Below are 19,101 nucleotides of genomic sequence, written 5' to 3'. Positions count from 1 at the left end.
TCTGCGGTGCTGACCATGAACACGTCAGGCCGCCGGGCTGATCTGAACACGCCGGGCCTCTTTTGCGTCGGTACCGCCCGTAATCGTTTCCGGCTTCTTCAAAATAATATGGTCTTCGGCAACGCCGGCTGCTTTCAGTGCGTCGCGCACGGCTTCCGCGCGATCCTTCGCGAGCTTCGCGTTGAGATCGGCCGAACCGGTGGCGTCGGTGAAGCCCGACAGCGTGAATTTCGCATCCGGATGCGACTTCGCGTAGGCGGCGGCCGCATCGACCACCGCTTTCGCGTCGGCCGGCAGCGTGCTCTTGCCGGTATCGAAGTAGATGCTCGCCGGCAGCGTGGCCGACGCGGCTTCGTTACCCGAGGCCGCCGGCGCGGACGCCGCTTCCGGAGCGGAGCCCGCAGCGGCGGCGCCGCTTGCTGCCGCACCGGCGTCGGCCAGATGGTCGCCGCCTTCCGGCAGCTTGCCGTTGCGCGCGTCCGCGACCTGCCGCGGCTGGAGGATGTCGCCGGTGTGGTTGCCCCACGAGTTACGTTCGTACGTAATCACCGAAGCGATTTCAACGTCGTTCAGCGTCGGCGCCCACGACGGCATCGCGTTCTTGCCCTTCAGCACGAGGCTCACGTGTTGCGCGAGCGGGCCGTTGGCGATCTTGCTGCCGTCGAGCGCCGGGAATGCGCCCGCGCCCTTGCCGGTCGGCTGGTGGCAGACCGCGCAGTTGGCCGCGTACACCTTGCCGCCGCGCTCCATCAGCTCGGCCATCGTGTAGGTCTTGTTCGGATCGTCCTGGCCGGCGGCCATTTTCTTCTTCTGGTCGTCGACCCACTTCGCGTAGTCGTCGGCGGACAGCACTTCGACGACGACCGGCATGAACGCGTGTTCCTTGCCGCACAGTTCGGTACAGAAGCCGCGGAACGTGCCGGTACGGTTAGCCTTGAACCACGTGTCGCGCACGAAGCCGGGGATCGCATCCTGCTTCACGCCGAAGGCCGGTACGTACCAAGAGTGAACCACGTCGTTCGCGGTGGTGATGATGCGGATTTTCTTGTCGACCGGCACCACGAGCGGGTTGTCGACTTCCTGCAGATAGAGCGTGGAGATCGGCTCGCGGCCTTCGGTCTGCGCACGCGGGGTAGCCAGCGTGGACAGGAAGTTGATGCCCTCGCCCGGCCCCTTCACGTAGTCGTAGCCCCACTTCCACTGATAGCCGGTCACCTTGATCGTGAGGTCGGCGTTCGACGTATCCTTCATCGCGACGACGGCCTTGGTGGCGGGCAGCGCCATCAGCACGACGATGATGAACGGCACGATCGTCCAGATGATTTCGACGGTGGTGCTTTCGTGGAAATTGGCTGCCTTGTGGCCCTTCGATTTGCGGTGAGCAAAGATCGAATAGAACATCACTCCGAATACACCGACGAAGATCACGGTGCAAAGAGCCAGCATGAACATGTGGAGGCTGAACAGCTCCTCAGCGATTCTCGTTGCAGGCGGCTGGAGATTGATCGCATTGACGGCAGGGCCGCCGGGAGCATCGCCCACTGCCAGGGCGGCACCGGCGAAAAGCAGTCCGCTCATCGCCAGCACGCTCGTGAGCGCTCGCTTGATTGTTTTCATAGCTTCCTTACCCAAATTTTCCATTCAAACCCCTCGACCCCGCTGGCAACGTGTCGCGCGCCCCCTTGAACGCCGCGTGCCCGGCACTACATCAACAACGTGCCAGCCACATACGCAGCTCCCCTGCGAACTGCGCGCGCCGATTCTGCGCGAGATGTTGCCCGATCATGATCGTCTGGCCACGCGAGACCAGTTTGATCTGGTCGCGCGGCGTTGCGCCCGGCTCTATCCGCACCCAGCGCGGATTGAATTCGAACTGCGTAATCTGCTCGGCGCTGACCTGCTCGATCACGAGCCGGTTAGGAAACAGCCGGATGCGCTCGTAATCGACAGCATGACGCGCATATATTGCAAACGCGATGCCTACCGCCAGCAACTCGATTCCGGTGAATGGCAACACCAGCCAGGCGCCGACCAGAACCAGCATGAAAGCAATTGCCAACGAGAATAACGCAAGCGACACGTACAGACAGACGAACTGCCGCGGCGAGCTCGAACAGTTGCGTTTCATGGTCCAGTCCTTGAGGACGGGTTCTGAATCCGCCAGCAGATGATCTGATGCGCCCATCGCTGCCTCCTGCGAATCGCCGCGTCCGGTCTGCCTTCTTCTACTTCCGGATGCATCTCGCGGCCGCCATTTTCGCCACCTGCTTTTGCCACCACTTCGCCACTGCCCGCGACCGCGCCAACCCTTACCGCGTCACCTCATGTTGCAGCCCTGCGTGCTGGGCCTGCCGCCCCAAATGTGGGAACTCCGGGCGACAAACTGACGCATTATAGGCGCGATCCATAGCCTCGACAAGCAAGCCCCGATTGGCCCACAAGCCAGGCGCGACAAGCCTTAGCGCCATTTTGCCCGACGTTTTGCAGCACTTTCAGAGGGCAAATCCCAGGCATAACGGATGTCCTCTTTACCGCTCGTTCAACAGCCCCATCACAGCCCGCCGATGAGTCGGCGACACCCGCCAGACTGCTAACGACGCGTCGCCGGCCCGCGGCCGATGTCCTCTATCCGCACGATCCCATGCCCCTCGGCCGTGGTGCGCGGCACCGCCTTCCATGCGTGCCCGTAGATCACTTCGAAGGTCAGCGCGATCGTGCCGTCGGCGCGCCGCCGCGCCTCGAGCGCGGCGAGCAGAGCCCTGTGCAGCCTGCGCGCGAGCGCGCTCCGCGCTGCCTCGCGCTCGAACGGATACGCGCCCCAGCGGCGCACGTCCGCGAGCAGCGACTCGGGCGACTTATAGGTGATCGTGAGGGTTTCCTGGTCCATCACCGGAATCTCGAAGCCGGCTTCGACGAGCATGTCGCCGAGATCGTGCATATCGACGAAGTCGATCACATGCTTGCGCGACGCGACGCCGTGCGCCGCCTCGATCTCGGCATATGCGCCGCGCAACTCCTTGAGCGTGTCGGGGCCGAGCGTGCTGAACATCAGGAGGCCATTCACCTTCAGCACGCGCTGCCATTCGGGAAAGACGAGATCGGGCCGCGAGTGCCAGTGCAGCGCGAGATTGGACCAGATGAATTCGAATGCGCCAGCCGCGAAGGGCAGCGCCGAGAAATCGGCCTGCGCGAAGCGCGGGCCGCGCGCGCCGAGCGCCTTGCCGAGCGAGGCGGGCAGAAAGCGCCGCCAACTGGTGTCGCCGGCATCGTGACGAAGCGCGCGCCTGAGCATGCCGTGCGACAGATCGGAGCCGAACACCGGCGCTTCGGGGAAACGTTCGCGCAATGCGGGGATGTCTTCGCCCGCGCCGCAGCCGGCGTCGAGCACGCTCGCGGGCGCCACCTTGATGTAATCGAGACGCTCGCGCATGCGCTGCGCGATCTCGCGCGGCAGGAACGCAACCTCGTCGAAGACGGCCGCGCGGCGGTCGAAAATACGCCTGAGGCGCCGTGAATCATAGGCCGGACGGCCAGATTGAGCGGGTGTGAGGGACATGAGTGTCGTGCTGGCGTAGAGCTCGAAGTATACTCGTTCGCTTCCCTGCATTCAGCGTGAACGGCCGTCTTCGGCACCCACTCGTGCGATCCCAGTCAATTTCTTCGTCCTGTCGCCATCATGTCGCGCGTCTTGCGCGCGGTCTGAATTCGGCGTGGCCGCGCGCGCTCGACGCCGTGCTGCCGAACCTTTGCGCGTTATGCGGCAATTTGTCGCATACGACGTTGTGCGGCGGCTGCGACGAAGCCTACTGGAACGAGAGCCGCCTGCGCTGCACCGTCTGCGCGGTGCCGCTGCCCGCTTCGCGCTGGACCGCTCGTGCGCGGTATCGTTGCGCGGATTGCGTAGCCAGGCCGCCGCCGTTCGACGCGAGCTTCGCGCTCGCCGACTATCGCGCGCCGCTCGACACGCTCGCCGTCGGCCTCAAGTTCCGCGCGCGGCTGATGCTCGCACGCGACTTCGCGCAACGTCTCGCGCGACTCGCGCAGGATGTCTGGCACGACGAAACCGAGCGGCCCGACGTGATCGCGCCGGTGCCGCTCGCGGCTCGCCGTCTTGCCGGGCGCGGCTACAACCAGGCCTGGCAGATCGCCAGACCGCTCGCCCGCGCGCTCGGCGTGCGCAGCGACGCTACGCTGCTCGAACGCACGCGCGACACCGCGCCGCAGTCGCGGCTCGATCTCGAAGCTCGCCGGCTGAACGTCGGCCGCGCGTTTCGCGTCGCGCATGCGGTGCGTGGCCTGCACGTCGGCATCGTCGACGATGTGATGACGAGCGGCGCGACGCTCGAAGCGCTCGCGCATACGCTGAAGACGGCCGGCACATTGCGGGTCACGAACTTCGTCGCGCTGCGCACACCGAAAAACTAGCTCCACGTGGTCTCACTATGTTCAACGTCGTTCTCGTAGAACCGGAAATTCCGCCGAACACCGGCAATGTGATTCGCCTGTGCGCGAATACCGGCGCGCGGCTCCATCTGATCGAGCCGCTCGGCTTTCCGCTCGACGACACCAAAATGCGGCGCGCCGGCCTCGACTATCACGAGTACGCGGAAATGAACGTGCATGCCGACTGGGCCGCGTTCATCGCGAAAGAAGCGCCGGACCCCGCGCGCATGTTCGCATTCACGACACGCGGCTCGGGCCGTTTTCACGACCATGCATTCCAGCCCGGCGACTGGTTCGTGTTCGGCGCCGAAACGCGCGGCCTGCCCGACGCGGTGCTCGAGCGGTTTGCGAACGAACAGCGCGTGCGTCTGCCGATGCGCCCCGGCAATCGCAGCCTGAATCTGTCGAACACGGTGGCGATCGTGGTGTTCGAGGCGTGGCGTCAGGCCGGCTTCGATGGCGGCAACTGAACGCGTTCGAGTTCGGCCTCGTAGCGCGCGAACATCGCGTCGTCGAAACAGGCGAACGTGACGTGTTTCATACGTGGTGTGCGCGGCAGTGTGTCGAGCACGGTTGCGACCGCGATGTATACCGCATCGTCGGCGGGGAACCGATAGATGCCGCAGCTTATCGCCGGAAACGCGATGCTCGTGCACTGCGCGTCGCGCGCCACTTCGAGCGAGCGCTGATAGCACGACGCCAGCAGATCGGCCTCGCCATGCGTGCCGCCGCGCCACACCGGGCCGACCGCATGAATCACATGCTTCGCCGGCAGGCGGTAGCCGCCGGTGATTTTTGCATCGCCGGTCGCGCAGCCGCCGAGCGTCTCGCATTCGCGCAGTAACTCCTTGCCGGCCGCGCGATGAATTGCGCCATCCACGCCGCCTCCGCCCAGCAGCGACGTATTCGCGGCATTGACGATTGCATCGACCGCGAGTGTCGTGATGTCGACCACGCGCGCTTCGAGCGAGCAATTTCCGTGACTGAGAGTGAAAGTAGGCATGGGAACCTCGCTGATCCGAGCCTCGATAACGAGGTGGACAGCAAGGCGAGACAGCCGTTCAACGCGGATTCGCGCTAACCGGCTGATAGATAAGGGCTTGCTGGATCGGAGCTTGCAGAAAAGGCCGCTTCACCTGCTCATTCGGCGCGGCTCATTCCGCCTTCGAATCGCGCCGCAGCAATGCGCTGACCGCGTCGCGCGGCGCCACGCCGTCGAACAGCACGGCGCAGACCGCCTGCGTAATCGGCATGTCGATCGAATGGGCACGCGCGATCGCGAGCACCGCCTGCGCGCAGCGCACGCCTTCGGCCACGTGACCGAGACCGCCGAGGATGTCATCGAGCGTGCGGCCCGTGGCGAGCTGCAGACCCACCGTGCGGTTGCGCGACAGATCCCCGGTTGCGGTCAGAATCAGATCACCGAGGCCGGTCAGGCCGGTGAACGTTTCCGCCCGCCCGCCAAGCGTCACGCCGAGGCGCGACATTTCGGCGAGCCCGCGCGTGACCAAAGCCGCGCGTGCATTGAGACCGAGACCGAGGCCATCGGCGATGCCCGTCGCGATGGCCAGCACGTTTTTCACCGCGCCGCCCACTTCGACGCCGACGACGTCGTCGCCGGTATAGATGCGCATCGCGCCGTGATGGAACGCGGCGACCGTGCGCTCGCGGCAGGCCGCCGACGAACTCGCGATCGTCAGCGCGACCGGCAGGCCCTGCCCGACTTCGCGCGCGAAGCTCGGGCCGGACAGCACACCGTTGCTCGCATGCCGCGGCAACTCGGCCGCGACCGCCTGATGCGGCAGCAACTGCGAGTCAGCCTCGAAACCCTTGCACACCCAGACGATATGCGCGGGCACCTTGCCCGCGTCGCGCATCGTACGCAGCAGGCCGCGCAGACCGGCAACTGGCGTCGCGACGACGCACAGGGCATCGTCGGCGAGCGCGTGATCGAGCGCCGCGCCGAGGTCCGCTTCGTAGCGAAGCGCGGGCGGCAATGCAACGCCCGCCAGATAGCGGGCGTTTTCGTGCGAAGCGGAAAGCTCGGCGATGAGCGCGGACTCGCGCGCCCACAAAACCGTGTCGTGCCTTAAGGCCAGATGGCCGGCGAGGGCGGTGCCCCAGGCGCCGGCGCCGAGAACGGCGACTTTCATGGCCGGCACTGCGCGCGGCGCCTTAATGCGTGACGCCGTTTTGCGCCGCGCCGCCCTGCTGGCCCGCGCCCAGTTGCGCGAGACGCTGCTCGTAGAGCGCCTGGAAGTTGATCTCGGCGAGGTGGATCGGCGGGAAGCCGGCGCGGGTGATCGCGTCGGCGATGTTCGAGCGCAGGTACGGGAACAGGATGGTCGGGCAGGCAATGCCGACGAGCGGGTCGATCTGCTCGGCGGGAATGTTGCGAATATCAAAAATGCCGGCCTGCTTCGCTTCGATCAGGAACGCGACCTTTTCCGACACCTTGGCCGTGACCGTGCCCGTCACGAGGATTTCGAACACGGATTCGGCGAGGCGCTCGGCCTTCACGTCGACTTCGACTTCGACCGACGGCATTTCCTGCTCGAGGAAGATAGCCGGCGAATTCGGCTGCTCGAGCGACATGTCCTTCAGATAGATGCGCTGGATGTTGAAGAACGGCTGGTTATTCTCGTCGGACATGATGGTGATTCCCTGATAGGTATGCATGGCGGCGGCCCATGCACGCATAAGCCGCCAGATTGTTGCGACGGATGGCGTGCCCGGAAGGGACGCGCATGCGCCGGCTTGTCGAGTCCGAATCGTCCGCCTGCTCGCGCGGCGCGCGACGCAAACTCAGGCTGCTTCGAGCAGCGGCGTCAGACCGCCCGCGCGATCGAGCGCGGAGAGGTCATCGTAGCCGCCGACGTGCGTCTCGCCGATGAACACCTGCGGCACCGTGCGACGACCGGTCCGGGTCATCATCTCCTCACGACGGGCCGGGTCCTTGTCGATCAGTACCTTTTCGACGTGCTCGACGCCGCGCGACTTTAAAAGACGTTCGGCCATCTGGCAATACGGGCACACCTGCGTGCTGTACATGATCACTTTGTTCACTTGGCTGCTCCTTGTTTCACAACCGGCATACCGGCCTTCTGCCAGGCGTCGACGCCGCCCTCGAGCACATGGACTTCCGCGTATCCCGCTTCCTGCACGATACGCGCGGCCTTGTTCGACTGCTGACCGGTCTGGCACACCAGCAGCACCGGGTTGCTTTTGTTCTTCGCGAGTTGCGCGACCTTCGCTTGCAACTCCGCGAATTCGAAATGCCGCGCGGAGGGCAGGTGCCCGCTGGCGTAATCGGCGGACGGCCGCAGATCGATGACCGCCGCGTTGCGCCGGTTGATCAGTTGGGTGGCTTCGGCGGCCGACAGGCCGCCGCGTCCACGCCGGCTGATAGTCGGCCACAGCAGCAACCCACCGGAAATGAGGACGATTGCGATCAGTACAAGGTTGGTGTAATCGGTGAAAAACTTCACGGAAAATCCGCCGCAAAAAGAGAGGAATCGAGAGAAATCGGAAAGGGCAATCCAGCCATTATAAAATAACCGTTTGACGCGATGGCGACGCTCCCCCAGAGGTTCCTCCCAGCGCTGACCGCTTCCTCACTACCGACCGGCAATTCTCATGTACAAACTCGTTCTCATCCGCCACGGCGAATCGACGTGGAACAAGGAAAACCGCTTCACCGGCTGGGTCGACGTCGACCTCACCGAGCAGGGCAACCGTGAAGCACAGCAGGCGGGCGTGCTGCTCAAGGAATCGGGCTATACGTTCGACATCGCCTACACGTCGGTGCTCAAGCGCGCGATCCGCACGCTGTGGCACGTGCAGGACAAGATGGATCTGATGTACCTGCCCGTCGTGCATTCGTGGCGCCTGAACGAGCGCCACTACGGCGCGCTGTCGGGCCTGAACAAGGCCGAAACCGCCGCGAAGTTCGGCGACGAGCAGGTGCTGGTCTGGCGCCGCAGCTACGACACGCCGCCGCCCGCGCTCGAGCCGACCGACGAGCGCGCGCCATATGGCGATCCGCGTTACGCCAAAGTGCCGCGCGAGGAGTTGCCGCTCACCGAGTGCCTGAAGGACACGGTCGCGCGCGTGCTGCCGCTGTGGAACGAGTCGATCGCGCCGGCCATCAGGTCGGGCCGCAACATCCTGATCGCCGCGCACGGCAACTCGATCCGCGCGCTGGTCAAGTATCTCGACGACATCTCGGACAGCGAGATCGTCGGTCTCAATATTCCGAACGGCGTGCCGCTCGTCTATGAACTCGACGACAACCTGAAGCCAATCAAGCACTACTATCTCGGCGACCAGGAAGCGATCGCGAAAGCACAAGCCGCGGTCGCAAGCCAGGGCAAGGCGGGCTAAGCTCACCCATCCCGCCGCGCGGCCCCGTCCGGCAAAAATGCGCGGGGCCGTACGGAGCCACCATGGCGGGCGGGAAATACTGTATTGCGCCTGATGGCCATAGTCGCCGGCATCGCTGCCGCTCCCGCTACCGGCCTTGCGCGGCAGGCATCTGAACCGGGCGGCCGCGCATCAGGTCACACCCCTTCGCCATTCGCGGGCAAGATCCCACGAACCAGGACCTTCCCGTGCTGTCGAAGCTCGATTGCCGGCACCGCGCCCTGCGCAGGCGGGTGTGCAGTTATACTTGTCCGTCCAATCTTTATCGACGCTGCCACGCGCTTCCGACCGCAACAGACTCTATGCGAAAGAACCTGAAAAATATCGGCCTGATTGCCGCGGGCCTTGCTACCGGTGTGTTTGCCACCCTGCAATTGTCCGCCTCGGCCCAGCAACCCGCTAGCGCCGTCGTCGCACCGCTGCCGCTAGACCAGCTCAGGCTCTTTGCCGAAGTGTTCGGGCAGATCAAGCACGAATACGTCGAACCGGTCGACGACAAGAAGCTGCTCACCGCCGCGATCAAGGGCATGGTGTCGAGCCTCGACCCGCACTCGTCGTACCTCGACAAGACCGATTACGAAGAGCTGCAGGAGCAGACCAAGGGCCGCTTCGCGGGCCTCGGCATCGAAATCTCGTCGGAAGACGGCCTGATCAAGGTGATTTCGCCGATCGAAGACACCCCCGCGTTCCGCGCCGGCATCCGTCCGGGCGACCTGATCACGCGCATCAACGACAAGCCCGTGCGCGGCATGACGCTCGACCAGGCGGTCAAGCAGATGCGCGGCGATCCGGGCACCAAGGTCACGCTCACGATCTTCCGCAAGACCGACGACCGCACGTTCCCGCTCACCGTGACGCGCGCGATCATCAAGGTGCAGTCGGTCAAGGGCAAGATCATTGCGCCGGGCTTCGCCTACGTGCGCATCACGAGCTTCCAGGAACGCACCACGCCCGATCTCGCGGCCAAGCTGCAAGACCTCGCGCGCCAGGAGCCGAACCTGAAGGGCCTTATCCTCGATCTGCGCAACAACGGCGGCGGTCTGCTGCAAAGCGCCGTCGGCGTGGCGGGCGCGTTCCTGCCGCCGAATTCGGTCGTCGTGTCCACCAACGGGCAGATTCCGGATTCGAAGCAGATCTATCGCGACACGTACGACAACTACCGCCTGCAATCCTTCGACAGCGATCCGCTGAAGGACGTCCCGGCCATCTTCAAGACCGTGCCGATGATCGTGCTGACCAACGCGTACTCGGCGTCGGCGTCGGAAATCGTCGCGGGCGCGCTGCAGGACCAGCACCGCGCGCTGATCCTCGGCAAGACGACGTTCGGCAAGGGTTCGGTGCAAACCGTGCGGCCCATGACGGCTGACACCGCGCTGCGCCTGACCACCGCGTACTACTACACGCCGAGCGGCCGCTCGATCCAGAACAAGGGCATCCGTCCCGACATCCCGGTCGATCAATACGCGGATGGCGATCCGGACGACGCGCTCGTGACCCGCGAAGTCGACTACTCGAATCACCTTGCGAACACGCAGGATCCGAACGAGAAGAAGGAAGCGGAACAGCGCGAGCAGGAGCGTATGGATCAGTTGCGCCAGCTCGAAGAGCAGAACGACAAGAAGACGCCGGAACAGCGCCAGAAGGATCGCGAGCGCAAGCCGGTCGAATTCGGTTCGGCCGACGACTTCATGCTGCAACAGGCGGTCAACAAGCTCGAAGGCAAGCCGGTTCAGGAATCGAAGTCGCTCATGGAGCGCCGCCTCGCGCAGAACAAGCCGGCCACCTCGGCCTCCGCGCCGGTCGCGGTGAAGCCGACGCAACCGGTGCCGGGCGCATCGGGACCGGTGCCGGCATCCGCGCCCGCTTCGGCGCCCGCCTCGGCTCCGGCAGGCAAGTAAGCGGCAACCCCGTGTGTCTTCGCAGCGCGTCGTGCTGCGAAGACACACCGGCCAACTCTTCGCAGCCGCGACAAGCAGCAAACCGGCCGCAACAAGCCACGCTCCCCGCGCGATTAAAATAACAGCCACGAAATGCGCGCCGCGGCCCCTCGGCCCGCCTCATCTTGCGCGACACACTTGCGTGCCCCCGCCATGAATGACGATCAACTCCTCCGCTATTCCCGCCATATTCTCGTCGACGAAATCGGCATCGAGGCGCAGCAGCGTTTTATCGATGCTCACGCGATCATCGTCGGGGCGGGCGGCCTCGGCTCGCCGGCCGCGCTGTATCTCGCGGCCGCGGGCGTCGGCCATCTGACGCTCGTCGATGCCGATACGGTCGATCTGACCAATCTGCAGCGGCAGATCCTGCACGTGAGCGCGTCGGTTGGACGCAGCAAGGTCGAGTCCGGGCGCGACATGCTCGCGCGGATCAATCCCGAAGTCGTCGTCAATGCGGTGGCCGAGCGGGTCGACGATGCGTGGCTCGACCGCGAGGTGCCGCACGCGAACGTCGTGCTCGATTGCACCGATAACTTCGCGACGCGTCACGCGATCAACCGCGCGTGCGTCAGGCATCGCGTACCGCTCGTGTCGGGCGCGGCGCTGCGCTTCGACGGTCAGATCATCACCTTCGATTTCCGCGACGAGGCATCGCCGTGCTACGCCTGCGTGTTTCCCGAAGACCAGCCGTTCGAGGAAGTCGCGTGCTCGACGATGGGCGTGTTCGCGCCGACGGTCGGCATCATCGGTTCGATGCAGGCCGCCGAGGCGCTCAAGGTCATTGGCGCAATCGGCACGCCGCTGGTAGGCCGCCTGACGATGCTCGATTCGCTGCGGATGGAATGGAACACGATGCGCATCGGACGTCAGCCGGATTGTCCGGTTTGTGGGCAAGCGCATCGGCCTTGATGCGGGGCCGAGTCCTCGGATGCTGGAATAAAAAACGCCGCACGATGTGCGGCGTTCTTCATTCGACGCAAATCAACGGCGAAGCGCGTCAAACCAGCGCGACCCGCTTCAGCGCCGCCTGCACCTCTTCCGGCTCGAACGAAGCAAGCACGTCGGCCACCGGCTTTTCGAGCGTCTTCAGATTCGAGCGCAGCACTTCCTGCTTGACCTCGAGCAACTGGCTCGGATGCATCGAAAACTCGGTGAGGCCCATGCCGAGCAACAGACGCGTCATCGACGGATCGCCCGCCATCTCGCCGCACACCGACACCGGCACGCCCGCGCGCTTCGCCTCGCGCAACGTGAACGCGATCAGATGCAGCACCGCCGGATGCAACGGATCGTACAGATGCGCGACCGAGTTGTCCGCACGATCGATCGCGAGCGTGTACTGGATCAGATCGTTGGTGCCGATCGACAGGAAATCGAGCCGCTTCAGGAACAGCGGCAACGCGATCGCGGCGGCCGGAATCTCGATCATCGCGCCGACCTGCACGTTCGGATCGTAGGCCATGCCCGCGTCGTCGAGCTGACGCCTGGCTTCGCGGATCAGATCGAGCGTCTGGTCGATCTCCTGCGCATGCGCGAGCATCGGAATCAGGATCTTCACCTTGCCGAACGCCGAGGCGCGCAGGATCGCGCGCAACTGCGTGAGGAACATCTGCGGCTCGGACAGGCTCCAGCGAATCGCCCGCAATCCGAGCGCGGGATTCGCGGCGGTTTCGTAGCCGTCGCCGCCGCCCATCGAATCGAGCGGCTTGTCGGCGCCCACGTCGATCGTGCGGATCGTGACCGGCAAGCCGTTCATCAGCTCGACGGCACGGCGATATGCGCAGAACTGCTCCTCTTCTTCGGGCAGCCGGTCCTTGTGATTCATGAACAGGAACTCGGTACGGAACAGGCCGACCCCCGTCGCGCCCGATTCGATCGCCGCGCGCGCATCGTCGGGCAACTCGATGTTCGCGCACAGTTCGATGCGCGTGCCGCACAACGTTTGCGTCGGCGAAAACTTGAGCCGCTGCAGCTTGCGCTGCTCGAGCTCCTTTTCGCTTTGGCGGTACGAGTATTCTTCGAGCACGATCGGCGCGGGATCGACGATCACGATGCCGTGGTCGCCGTCGACGATGATCAGGTCGTCCTGGCGAATCAGCGCGCTCGCATGCTGCACGCCGACCGCGGCCGGAATGCCGAGGCTGCGCGCGACGATCGCGGTATGCGACGTGCGGCCGCCGAGATCGGTGACGAAGCCCTGGAACGTCTGGGTCTTGAACTGCATCATGTCGGCCGGCGCGATGTCGTGCGCGACCACGATCATCTCGTTGCACGCGCCGTGCACGCCATCGACGATGCCGGACGCGCCCGCGAGCGCTTTCAGCACACGCTCGACGACCTGCTCGATGTCGGCTTTGCGCTCGCGCAGGTACTCGTCTTCGATATCGTCGAAATGGCGCGACAGGCGTTCGAGCTGTTCGGTCAGCGCCCACTCCACGTTGTAGCGGCGCGTACGGATCAGGTCGATGGCTTCCTGAACGAGCATCGCGTCATTCAGGATCATCGTGTGGACGTTGATGAAGGCGCCCATTTCGCTGGGCGCATCGGCGGCGAGATCGGCGCGCAGCGCGTCGAGCTCCTGATGAACGCGCTGCTGAGCCGCGCGAAAGCGCTCGACCTCCCCTTCGATCTGGGCAGGTTCGATCAGATAGTGGTCTACGTCGAGTGCTGCCGGGGCGATCAGATAGGCCCGCCCGATGGCGATACCGCGTGACACGGGAATTCCATGCAGCGTGAATGACACGCGCACCTCCTCTAGTTGTGTGATGCCGCGGCAAACCGCTGCAATGCTCTCAGACTCTATCGGGCATTATAAATTCCGTGCCATTTTTAAAGTATGTCAGGGGTATGTGCAGCGCAGCACGAATTATCGTAATCAGCAGTCGCGCATAGTCGATGAGCTTCCACAATCGGCCCGCGAGTAATGGCGCACGCGCTTCATGCATCGATTAACGCCACTCGCCTGACGCGCTCTTTCGCTCCCCTTTCGACATCGTTAAGGCGCAAGCTCTATTTAAATGTCGGCGGCGAAAAAAAACCGCGGACAGGCCGCGGTTTTTTGTTTTTGCGATCGCAAAGCGTGCTGCTTTATTGGCCTTCGCCGAATTTATCGGCAATCAGTTTCAGCAATGCGTCCATCGCTTCCTTTTCATCGGCGCCTTCGGTTTCGATCAGCACCGTACTGCCGATGCCCGCGGCTAGCATCATCACCCCCATGATGCTCTTCGCGTTGATACGGCGGCCGTTACGGCTCATCCAGATTTCCGCCTGGTAGTTGCCCGCGAGTTGCGTCAACTTGGCCGACGCGCGCGCGTGCAGCCCCAGCTTGTTCACGATAGTCGTTTCCTGTTGCAGCATGTGATGATCCGAAGCGCGGGTGAATGAAATGGTGAAAGGTGAAACTGCAAACTTGTTGCAATACGGTTGAAGCCTGCCGCGACGATCCGGCTTACACGCCGGCCGGGTCCGGCTTCTGCGCCAGCTCGGCGTCGGGCGGCAACGCGGGAATACAGTCGCCGGGAGCCGCGTCGGGCGGCAGCGCGGGCAAACAATCGCCCGATGCGGCCGGTGGCGCGACGGGCTCCGGCGTCGCGGGCCCGATTGCATGCACGCCCTTGGTCGCGCCGGCGAGCGCCTTGTCGACGAGTGTGTCGAGCGGCGTCGCGCGATAGCAGACCGCGCGCACCAGCATCGGCAGATTGACCCCGCACAACACGCGCACGTCCGGCACCGTGGCGAGCCGGCCCGCGATGTTGGCCGGCGTCGCGCCGAACATATCGGTGAGCACGAGCGCGCCGTTTTCTTCCTTCAGACGCGCGATTTCCGAATTCGCGAATGCCACGACCTGCGCGGGATCGCAATCCGGCGACACGTCGATCACGCCGATGCGCGCCGGTAAACCGCCATAGATGTGAGAAATGCAATCGCGCAACGCGGTGGCGAATGGAGCGTGCGCAATGATCAGAATGCCTGCCATGTCAGCCTTACTGCAAAAGAACGGCCCCAAACCGCGGACCGGGACGCAGCCCGGTTCGCCAGCGCCCTCGACCGGCCGTAGGTCGCGAGAGCGGGAACGCATCGTGGAGCAAGCAGCTCGCGGCGTCTTGCCGGCGCCGGCACGCGTACTGCAAGTTCACAATCCGCGATCCGCGCCGGCGGCGCCGTTGCATCCGGCAGCGCTGCCGGATGACGCCTCGCGCGGGAGAGCGGGCATTGTAGCAGGCTCATTTTCGCGCCAGAGCGCGCGGCGCGCCCGATGCGTGTTTATCACGTAGTTTGGGGGTGTAGCCGGCCGTTCAAGGCGGCTGCGACAGTGCGGCGTGCAGACTTGTACGGCCGACTTGCCGCCTCAGCCGGCCGCGCGCTCCAGCGCGTCGATGAACATCCCGGCTACGTCGAAGCCGGTCTGATCCATGATCTCGCGGAAACACGTCGGGCTCGTCACGTTGACTTCGGTGAGCCAGTCGCCGATCGCATCGAGCCCGACCAGCAGCAAGCCGCGCGCGGCGAGCACCGGCGCGAGCGCGTCGGTGATCCTGCGGTCGTGCTCGCCGAGCGGCCGCGCGACGCCGAGCCCGCCCGCCGCGAGATTGCCCCGCACCTCATTGCCCTGAGGAATACGCGCGAGCGAATACGGCACCGCTTCGCCGCCGATCAGCAGGATGCGCTTGTCGCCGTCCTTGATCTCGGGGATGAATTTCTGCGCCATCACCGAGCGCGCGCCATCGTGGCTCAGCATCTCGATGATCGAGCCGAGGTTCATGCCGTCCGCCTTCACGCGGAACACGCCCATGCCGCCCATGCCGTCGAGCGGCTTCAGGATCACGTCGCCGTGCTGCTCATGGAATGCGCGCAGGCGTGCCGCGTCGCGCGTGACCAGCGTAGGCGCGACGAACTGCGCGAACTCGCCGATCGCGAGCTTTTCCGAATGATCGCGAATCGCCTGCGGCTTGTTGAAGATGCGCGCGCCGGCGCGCTCGGCCATCTCGAGCAGCCACGTCGACGTCACGTACTCCATGTCGAACGGCGGATCCTTGCGCATCACGACCGCGCTGAAGCTTTTCAGCGCGCGTGGCACGGCGGGATCGGCGGCGAACCAGACGTCGCGATGCAGATCGGCGGTGTCGCCGACGATCGCGATGCGCTCGACGTTCGCCTCGACGTCGCCGCCCGTCCATGCGAGCTGCTTCGGCTCGCAGGTGTACACCGTGTGACCGCGGCGCGCCGCTTCGGCCATCATCGCGTAGGTCGAGTCTTTGTAGATCTTGAAATGGCTGAGCGGATCGGCGATGAAAAGAATGTCCATGAATGTCCCGGTGCGCCCTGGCGGGCCTGGCATTGTTCGTCAATATAGTCTTCGCAAACGACGCTGGCGGCACGCATGCCGCCAGCCTGCGCGCGCGAGGGCTCAGACCTGGATCGCTTCCGGATCGGTCTTTTCGAGTTCGACCGACGCGGCGAGCAACCCGAGCCGCGCCACCACGCCGTACATGTAGAAGCGGTTCGGCGGCGCCGCGCCGGGTTTCGCGTGCGCATCGGGCAGCGCCGTGTGCTCGAAGCCGAGCGGCACGAAATGCATGCCCGGCGCGTTCAGATTCTGGTCGCGCTCGCGGCTGCCGTGCACGCGGTAGAAGCCGCCCACCACATAACGGTCGATCATGTACACGACCGGCTCGGCCACTTCCTCGCCGATGCGCTCGAACGTGTAAACGCCTTCCTGCACGATCACGTCGTGCACCTCGAGACCGTCTTTCGTGGCCGCCATGCGCGCGCGTTCGCGCTTGGTCAGCGCGGCGACTTCGGACGCGTCGTGCACGGTCATCACGCCCATCCCGTAGGTGCCCGCATCGGACTTGATGACGACATACGGTTTTTCGGAGATACCGTACTCGCGATATTTGCGCGCGATCTTCTTCAGCACGCCGTCGATCGCATCGGCGAGCGCTTCCTCGCCGGTACGCTCCTGGAAATCGACGCCTTCGACGTGCGCGAAGTACGGATTGATCATCCACGGATCGATCTCGACCATCTTCGCGAATTTCTTCGCGACGTCGTCATAACACGAGAAATGCGTCGATTTGCGGCGCACCGCCCAGCCCGCGTGCAGCGGCGGCAGAAGATACTGCTCATGCAGATTTTCGAGCACCGGCGGAATGCCGCCCGACAGGTCGTTGTTCAGCAGGATCGAGCAGGGGTCGAAATTCTTCAGACCGAGGCGCCGCGGCGAGCGCTCGAGCGGTTCGAGCACGAGCTTCTGGCCATCCGACAGCGCAATCGTGACCGGACCGTTGATGGTTTCGTCGAGCGTGCCGAAGCGCACGTTCAGGCCCGCCTGGCGCATGATCGACGCGAGCCGGGCGACGTTTTCGAGGTAGAACGCGTTGCGTGTGTGGCGCTCCGGAATCACGAGCAGATTCTTCGCGTCCGGGCAGATCTTTTCGATCGAGGCCATCGCGGCCTGCACCGCGAGCGGCAGCACTTCCTGCGGCAGATTGTTGAACGCACCGGGGAACAGATTGGTGTCGACCGGCGCGAGCTTGAAGCCCGCGTTACGCAGGTCGACCGAGCAGTAGAACGGCGGCGTGTGCTCCTGCCATTCCAGCCGGAACCAGCGTTCGATAGCGGGTGTGGCGTCGAGGATCTTCCGCTCGAGATCGAGCAGCGGGCCGTTTAACGCCGTAACTAGGTGCGGAACCATTGATCACTCGCAAACTGGAGAAAAAAGATTGTAGAGCAAATGCTTTGTCCATTTGGGGACGGTTTCTCCATTCGCAAGCAGACTTGAATGCATTCTCCCTATCACGATGATAGGCGCGGGAAATTACCGTTCGCAATCATGTCAGCAAGAAAAAAGCCCGCCATGAAGGCGGGCAAAATCGCTGCGCTTAATGCTTGACCTTATTCCTGACCCAATACGTGACCGGATAGCCCAGCCTGATCGGTGGTGATCCGGCGGACCCGGCGGCGCGGGCCCGCGAAACGTGACAGGTGTGCCGTTATTCGACGTGCTCGCCGTGCAGGCTCACGTCGAGGCCTTCGCGTTCCTGCTCTTCGGTCACGCGGATACCCATCACCATGTCGATGATCTTCAGCAACACGAAGCTCACCACGCCGCTGTAGATCAGCGTCGTCAGCACGCCCTTCGCCTGCAGGATCACGCTGCCGTCCGCGCCGCCAATATCCTTGACCGCGAACACGCCGGTCAGCAGCGCACCGACGATACCGCCGATGCAGTGCACGCCGAACGCGTCGAGCGAGTCGTCGTAACCGAGCTTGTGCTTGAGCCACGTGGCCGACCAGAAGCAGACCACACCCGCGACGATGCCGATCACGAGCGCGCCGAGCGTGCCGACGAAGCCCGAAGCCGGCGTGATCGCCACCAGACCCGCCACCGCGCCCGACACGATACCAAGCACCGACGGCTTACCCTTGGCCGCCCACTCGGCGAACATCCACGCGAGCGCCGCCGCGGCGGTCGCCACCTGCGTCGCGAACATCGCGAAACCGGCACGGCCGTCCGCTGCCACGGCCGAACCGGCGTTGAAGCCGAACCAGCCCACCCACAGCATCGCGCCGCCGATCAGCGTGAGCGTCAGGTTGTGCGGCGCCATCGCTTCGCGGCCGTAGCCGATCCGCTTGCCGAGCACCAGACAGCAGACCAGACCCGCGATACCGGCGTTGATGTGCACCACGGTGCCGCCCGCGAAATCGAGGATGCCCGCGCTGGCCAGCCAGCCGGTCGGCTCCCACACCATGTGGGCGATCGGCGAGTAGACGATGATCGACCACAGCGTCATGAACACGAGCATCGCCGAGAACTTCATGCGGTCGGCAAACGCGCCGGTGATCAGCGCCGGCGTGATGATCGCGAACGTCATCTGATAGACGAAATAGACGGTCTCGGGGATCGTCGGCGCGAGGTGGCTGACGGTCAGCGTCGTGGCCTTGTCGCCCTTGATGTAGCTCATGCCCGACATGAAGACGCGCGAGAAACCGCCGATGAACGAGCTGCCCGGCGTGAACGCGAGGCTGTAGCCCACCACGGTCCAGACGATCGTCACGAGGCAGGTGATCGCGAAGCTTTGCATCAGCGTCGCGAGCACGTTCTTCTTGCGGACCATGCCGCCGTAGAACAGCGCGAGACCCGGAATCGTCATGAACAGCACGAGCGCGGTGGAGGTCAGCATCCACGCGGTGTCGCCGGAATTGATCTTCGACGAATCGACCGAGAACGGCGCGGTCGGCGCAGCCGGCGCGGCGGACGCGTCAGCGGCCGGTGCGCTTGCCGGCGCCGCGG

The 19,101-nt window shown here is 64.5% G+C and carries 19 protein-coding genes; 5 read left to right on the top strand and 14 right to left on the bottom strand.

Features of this window, described 5'->3' with window-relative positions:
• Positions 1-24: 24 nt before the first annotated feature.
• From coxB to QM685_RS27715, 3 genes are all read right to left on the bottom strand, one after another.
• Positions 25-1,641: a cytochrome c oxidase subunit II gene (gene coxB / locus QM685_RS27725; protein WP_415121461.1), complete on the bottom strand. Its 1,617-nt coding sequence runs from the start codon at positions 1,639-1,641 to the stop codon at positions 25-27.
• Between the two features lie 67 nt (positions 1,642-1,708).
• On the bottom strand, positions 1,709-2,185 hold the full coding sequence (locus QM685_RS27720; protein ID WP_415121459.1) for a DUF2244 domain-containing protein: 477 nt from the start codon (positions 2,183-2,185) through the stop codon (positions 1,709-1,711).
• Positions 2,186-2,590: 405 nt separating this feature from the next.
• A complete protein-coding gene (locus tag QM685_RS27715; protein WP_415121457.1) occupies positions 2,591-3,556 on the bottom strand; it encodes a methyltransferase domain-containing protein in 966 nt (321 codons plus the stop codon).
• A gap of 83 nt (positions 3,557-3,639) precedes the next feature.
• Between QM685_RS27715 and QM685_RS27710 the strand changes: the two genes are divergently transcribed.
• Both QM685_RS27710 and trmL read left to right on the top strand, forming a co-directional pair.
• Entirely contained in the window at positions 3,640-4,425 is a 786-nt protein-coding gene (locus tag QM685_RS27710; protein WP_415121455.1) for a phosphoribosyltransferase family protein, read from the top strand.
• 17 nt (positions 4,426-4,442) lie between these two features.
• Positions 4,443-4,913 (top strand): tRNA (uridine(34)/cytosine(34)/5-carboxymethylaminomethyluridine(34)-2'-O)-methyltransferase TrmL, encoded by a 471-nt coding sequence (trmL, locus tag QM685_RS27705; RefSeq protein ID WP_415121453.1) that lies wholly within the window; start codon positions 4,443-4,445, stop codon positions 4,911-4,913.
• On the opposite strand, the gene QM685_RS27700 is transcribed toward trmL, so the two are convergent.
• From QM685_RS27700 to QM685_RS27680, 5 genes are all read right to left on the bottom strand, one after another.
• Positions 4,886-5,446: an O-acetyl-ADP-ribose deacetylase gene (locus QM685_RS27700; RefSeq protein WP_415121451.1), complete on the bottom strand. Its 561-nt coding sequence runs from the start codon at positions 5,444-5,446 to the stop codon at positions 4,886-4,888. The genes trmL and QM685_RS27700 overlap by 28 nt on opposite strands.
• A 151-nt stretch (positions 5,447-5,597) precedes the next feature.
• Entirely contained in the window at positions 5,598-6,596 is a 999-nt protein-coding gene (locus tag QM685_RS27695; protein ID WP_415121449.1) for an NAD(P)H-dependent glycerol-3-phosphate dehydrogenase, read from the bottom strand.
• A 22-nt stretch (positions 6,597-6,618) separates the two neighbouring features.
• On the bottom strand, positions 6,619-7,095 hold the full coding sequence (secB, locus tag QM685_RS27690; RefSeq protein WP_415121447.1) for a protein-export chaperone SecB: 477 nt from the start codon (positions 7,093-7,095) through the stop codon (positions 6,619-6,621).
• Between the two features lie 153 nt (positions 7,096-7,248).
• Positions 7,249-7,509: a glutaredoxin 3 gene (gene grxC / locus QM685_RS27685; RefSeq protein ID WP_013088272.1), complete on the bottom strand. Its 261-nt coding sequence runs from the start codon at positions 7,507-7,509 to the stop codon at positions 7,249-7,251.
• Positions 7,506-7,931, bottom strand: a complete 426-nt coding sequence (locus QM685_RS27680; RefSeq protein WP_415121445.1) for a rhodanese-like domain-containing protein — start codon at positions 7,929-7,931, stop codon at positions 7,506-7,508. Before QM685_RS27680 ends, grxC begins: the two co-directional genes overlap by 4 nt.
• 148 nt (positions 7,932-8,079) lie before the next feature.
• Between QM685_RS27680 and gpmA the strand changes: the two genes are divergently transcribed.
• The 3 genes from gpmA (at position 8,080) to QM685_RS27665 (ending at position 11,714) form a co-directional block, all read left to right on the top strand.
• On the top strand, positions 8,080-8,826 hold the full coding sequence (gene gpmA, locus QM685_RS27675; RefSeq protein ID WP_415121443.1) for a 2,3-diphosphoglycerate-dependent phosphoglycerate mutase: 747 nt from the start codon (positions 8,080-8,082) through the stop codon (positions 8,824-8,826).
• Between the two features lie 341 nt (positions 8,827-9,167).
• Entirely contained in the window at positions 9,168-10,763 is a 1,596-nt protein-coding gene (locus tag QM685_RS27670; protein WP_415121441.1) for a S41 family peptidase, read from the top strand.
• 192 nt (positions 10,764-10,955) lie between these two features.
• Entirely contained in the window at positions 10,956-11,714 is a 759-nt protein-coding gene (locus tag QM685_RS27665) for a HesA/MoeB/ThiF family protein (RefSeq protein ID WP_415121439.1), read from the top strand.
• Positions 11,715-11,802: 88 nt separating this feature from the next.
• On the opposite strand, the gene ptsP is transcribed toward QM685_RS27665, so the two are convergent.
• The 6 genes from ptsP to QM685_RS27635 form a co-directional block, all read right to left on the bottom strand.
• Positions 11,803-13,548 (bottom strand): phosphoenolpyruvate--protein phosphotransferase, encoded by a 1,746-nt coding sequence (gene ptsP / locus QM685_RS27660; protein WP_415121437.1) that lies wholly within the window; start codon positions 13,546-13,548, stop codon positions 11,803-11,805.
• 344 nt (positions 13,549-13,892) lie between these two features.
• On the bottom strand, positions 13,893-14,162 hold the full coding sequence (locus tag QM685_RS27655) for an HPr family phosphocarrier protein (protein ID WP_007179472.1): 270 nt from the start codon (positions 14,160-14,162) through the stop codon (positions 13,893-13,895).
• A gap of 91 nt (positions 14,163-14,253) precedes the next feature.
• Positions 14,254-14,781, bottom strand: a complete 528-nt coding sequence (locus tag QM685_RS27650) for a PTS sugar transporter subunit IIA (RefSeq protein ID WP_415121435.1) — start codon at positions 14,779-14,781, stop codon at positions 14,254-14,256.
• A 372-nt stretch (positions 14,782-15,153) separates the two neighbouring features.
• Positions 15,154-16,110 carry a glutathione synthase gene (gshB, locus tag QM685_RS27645; RefSeq protein ID WP_415121433.1) on the bottom strand — a complete coding sequence of 319 codons (957 nt, stop codon included), beginning with the start codon at positions 16,108-16,110 and terminating at the stop codon, positions 15,154-15,156.
• A 102-nt stretch (positions 16,111-16,212) separates the two neighbouring features.
• Positions 16,213-17,502, bottom strand: a complete 1,290-nt coding sequence (gene gshA / locus QM685_RS27640; protein ID WP_233828044.1) for a glutamate--cysteine ligase — start codon at positions 17,500-17,502, stop codon at positions 16,213-16,215.
• 298 nt (positions 17,503-17,800) lie between these two features.
• Positions 17,801-19,101: ammonium transporter (locus QM685_RS27635; protein ID WP_415121430.1), on the bottom strand; the 1,301-nt coding region annotated here is incomplete at its 5' end.

This window comes from Paraburkholderia sp., from assembly GCF_047605525.1.
Taxonomy (GTDB): domain Bacteria; phylum Pseudomonadota; class Gammaproteobacteria; order Burkholderiales; family Burkholderiaceae; genus Paraburkholderia.
Note: the sequence above shows the minus strand (reverse complement) of the source record. Positions and strands in the feature narration are given on the sequence as shown.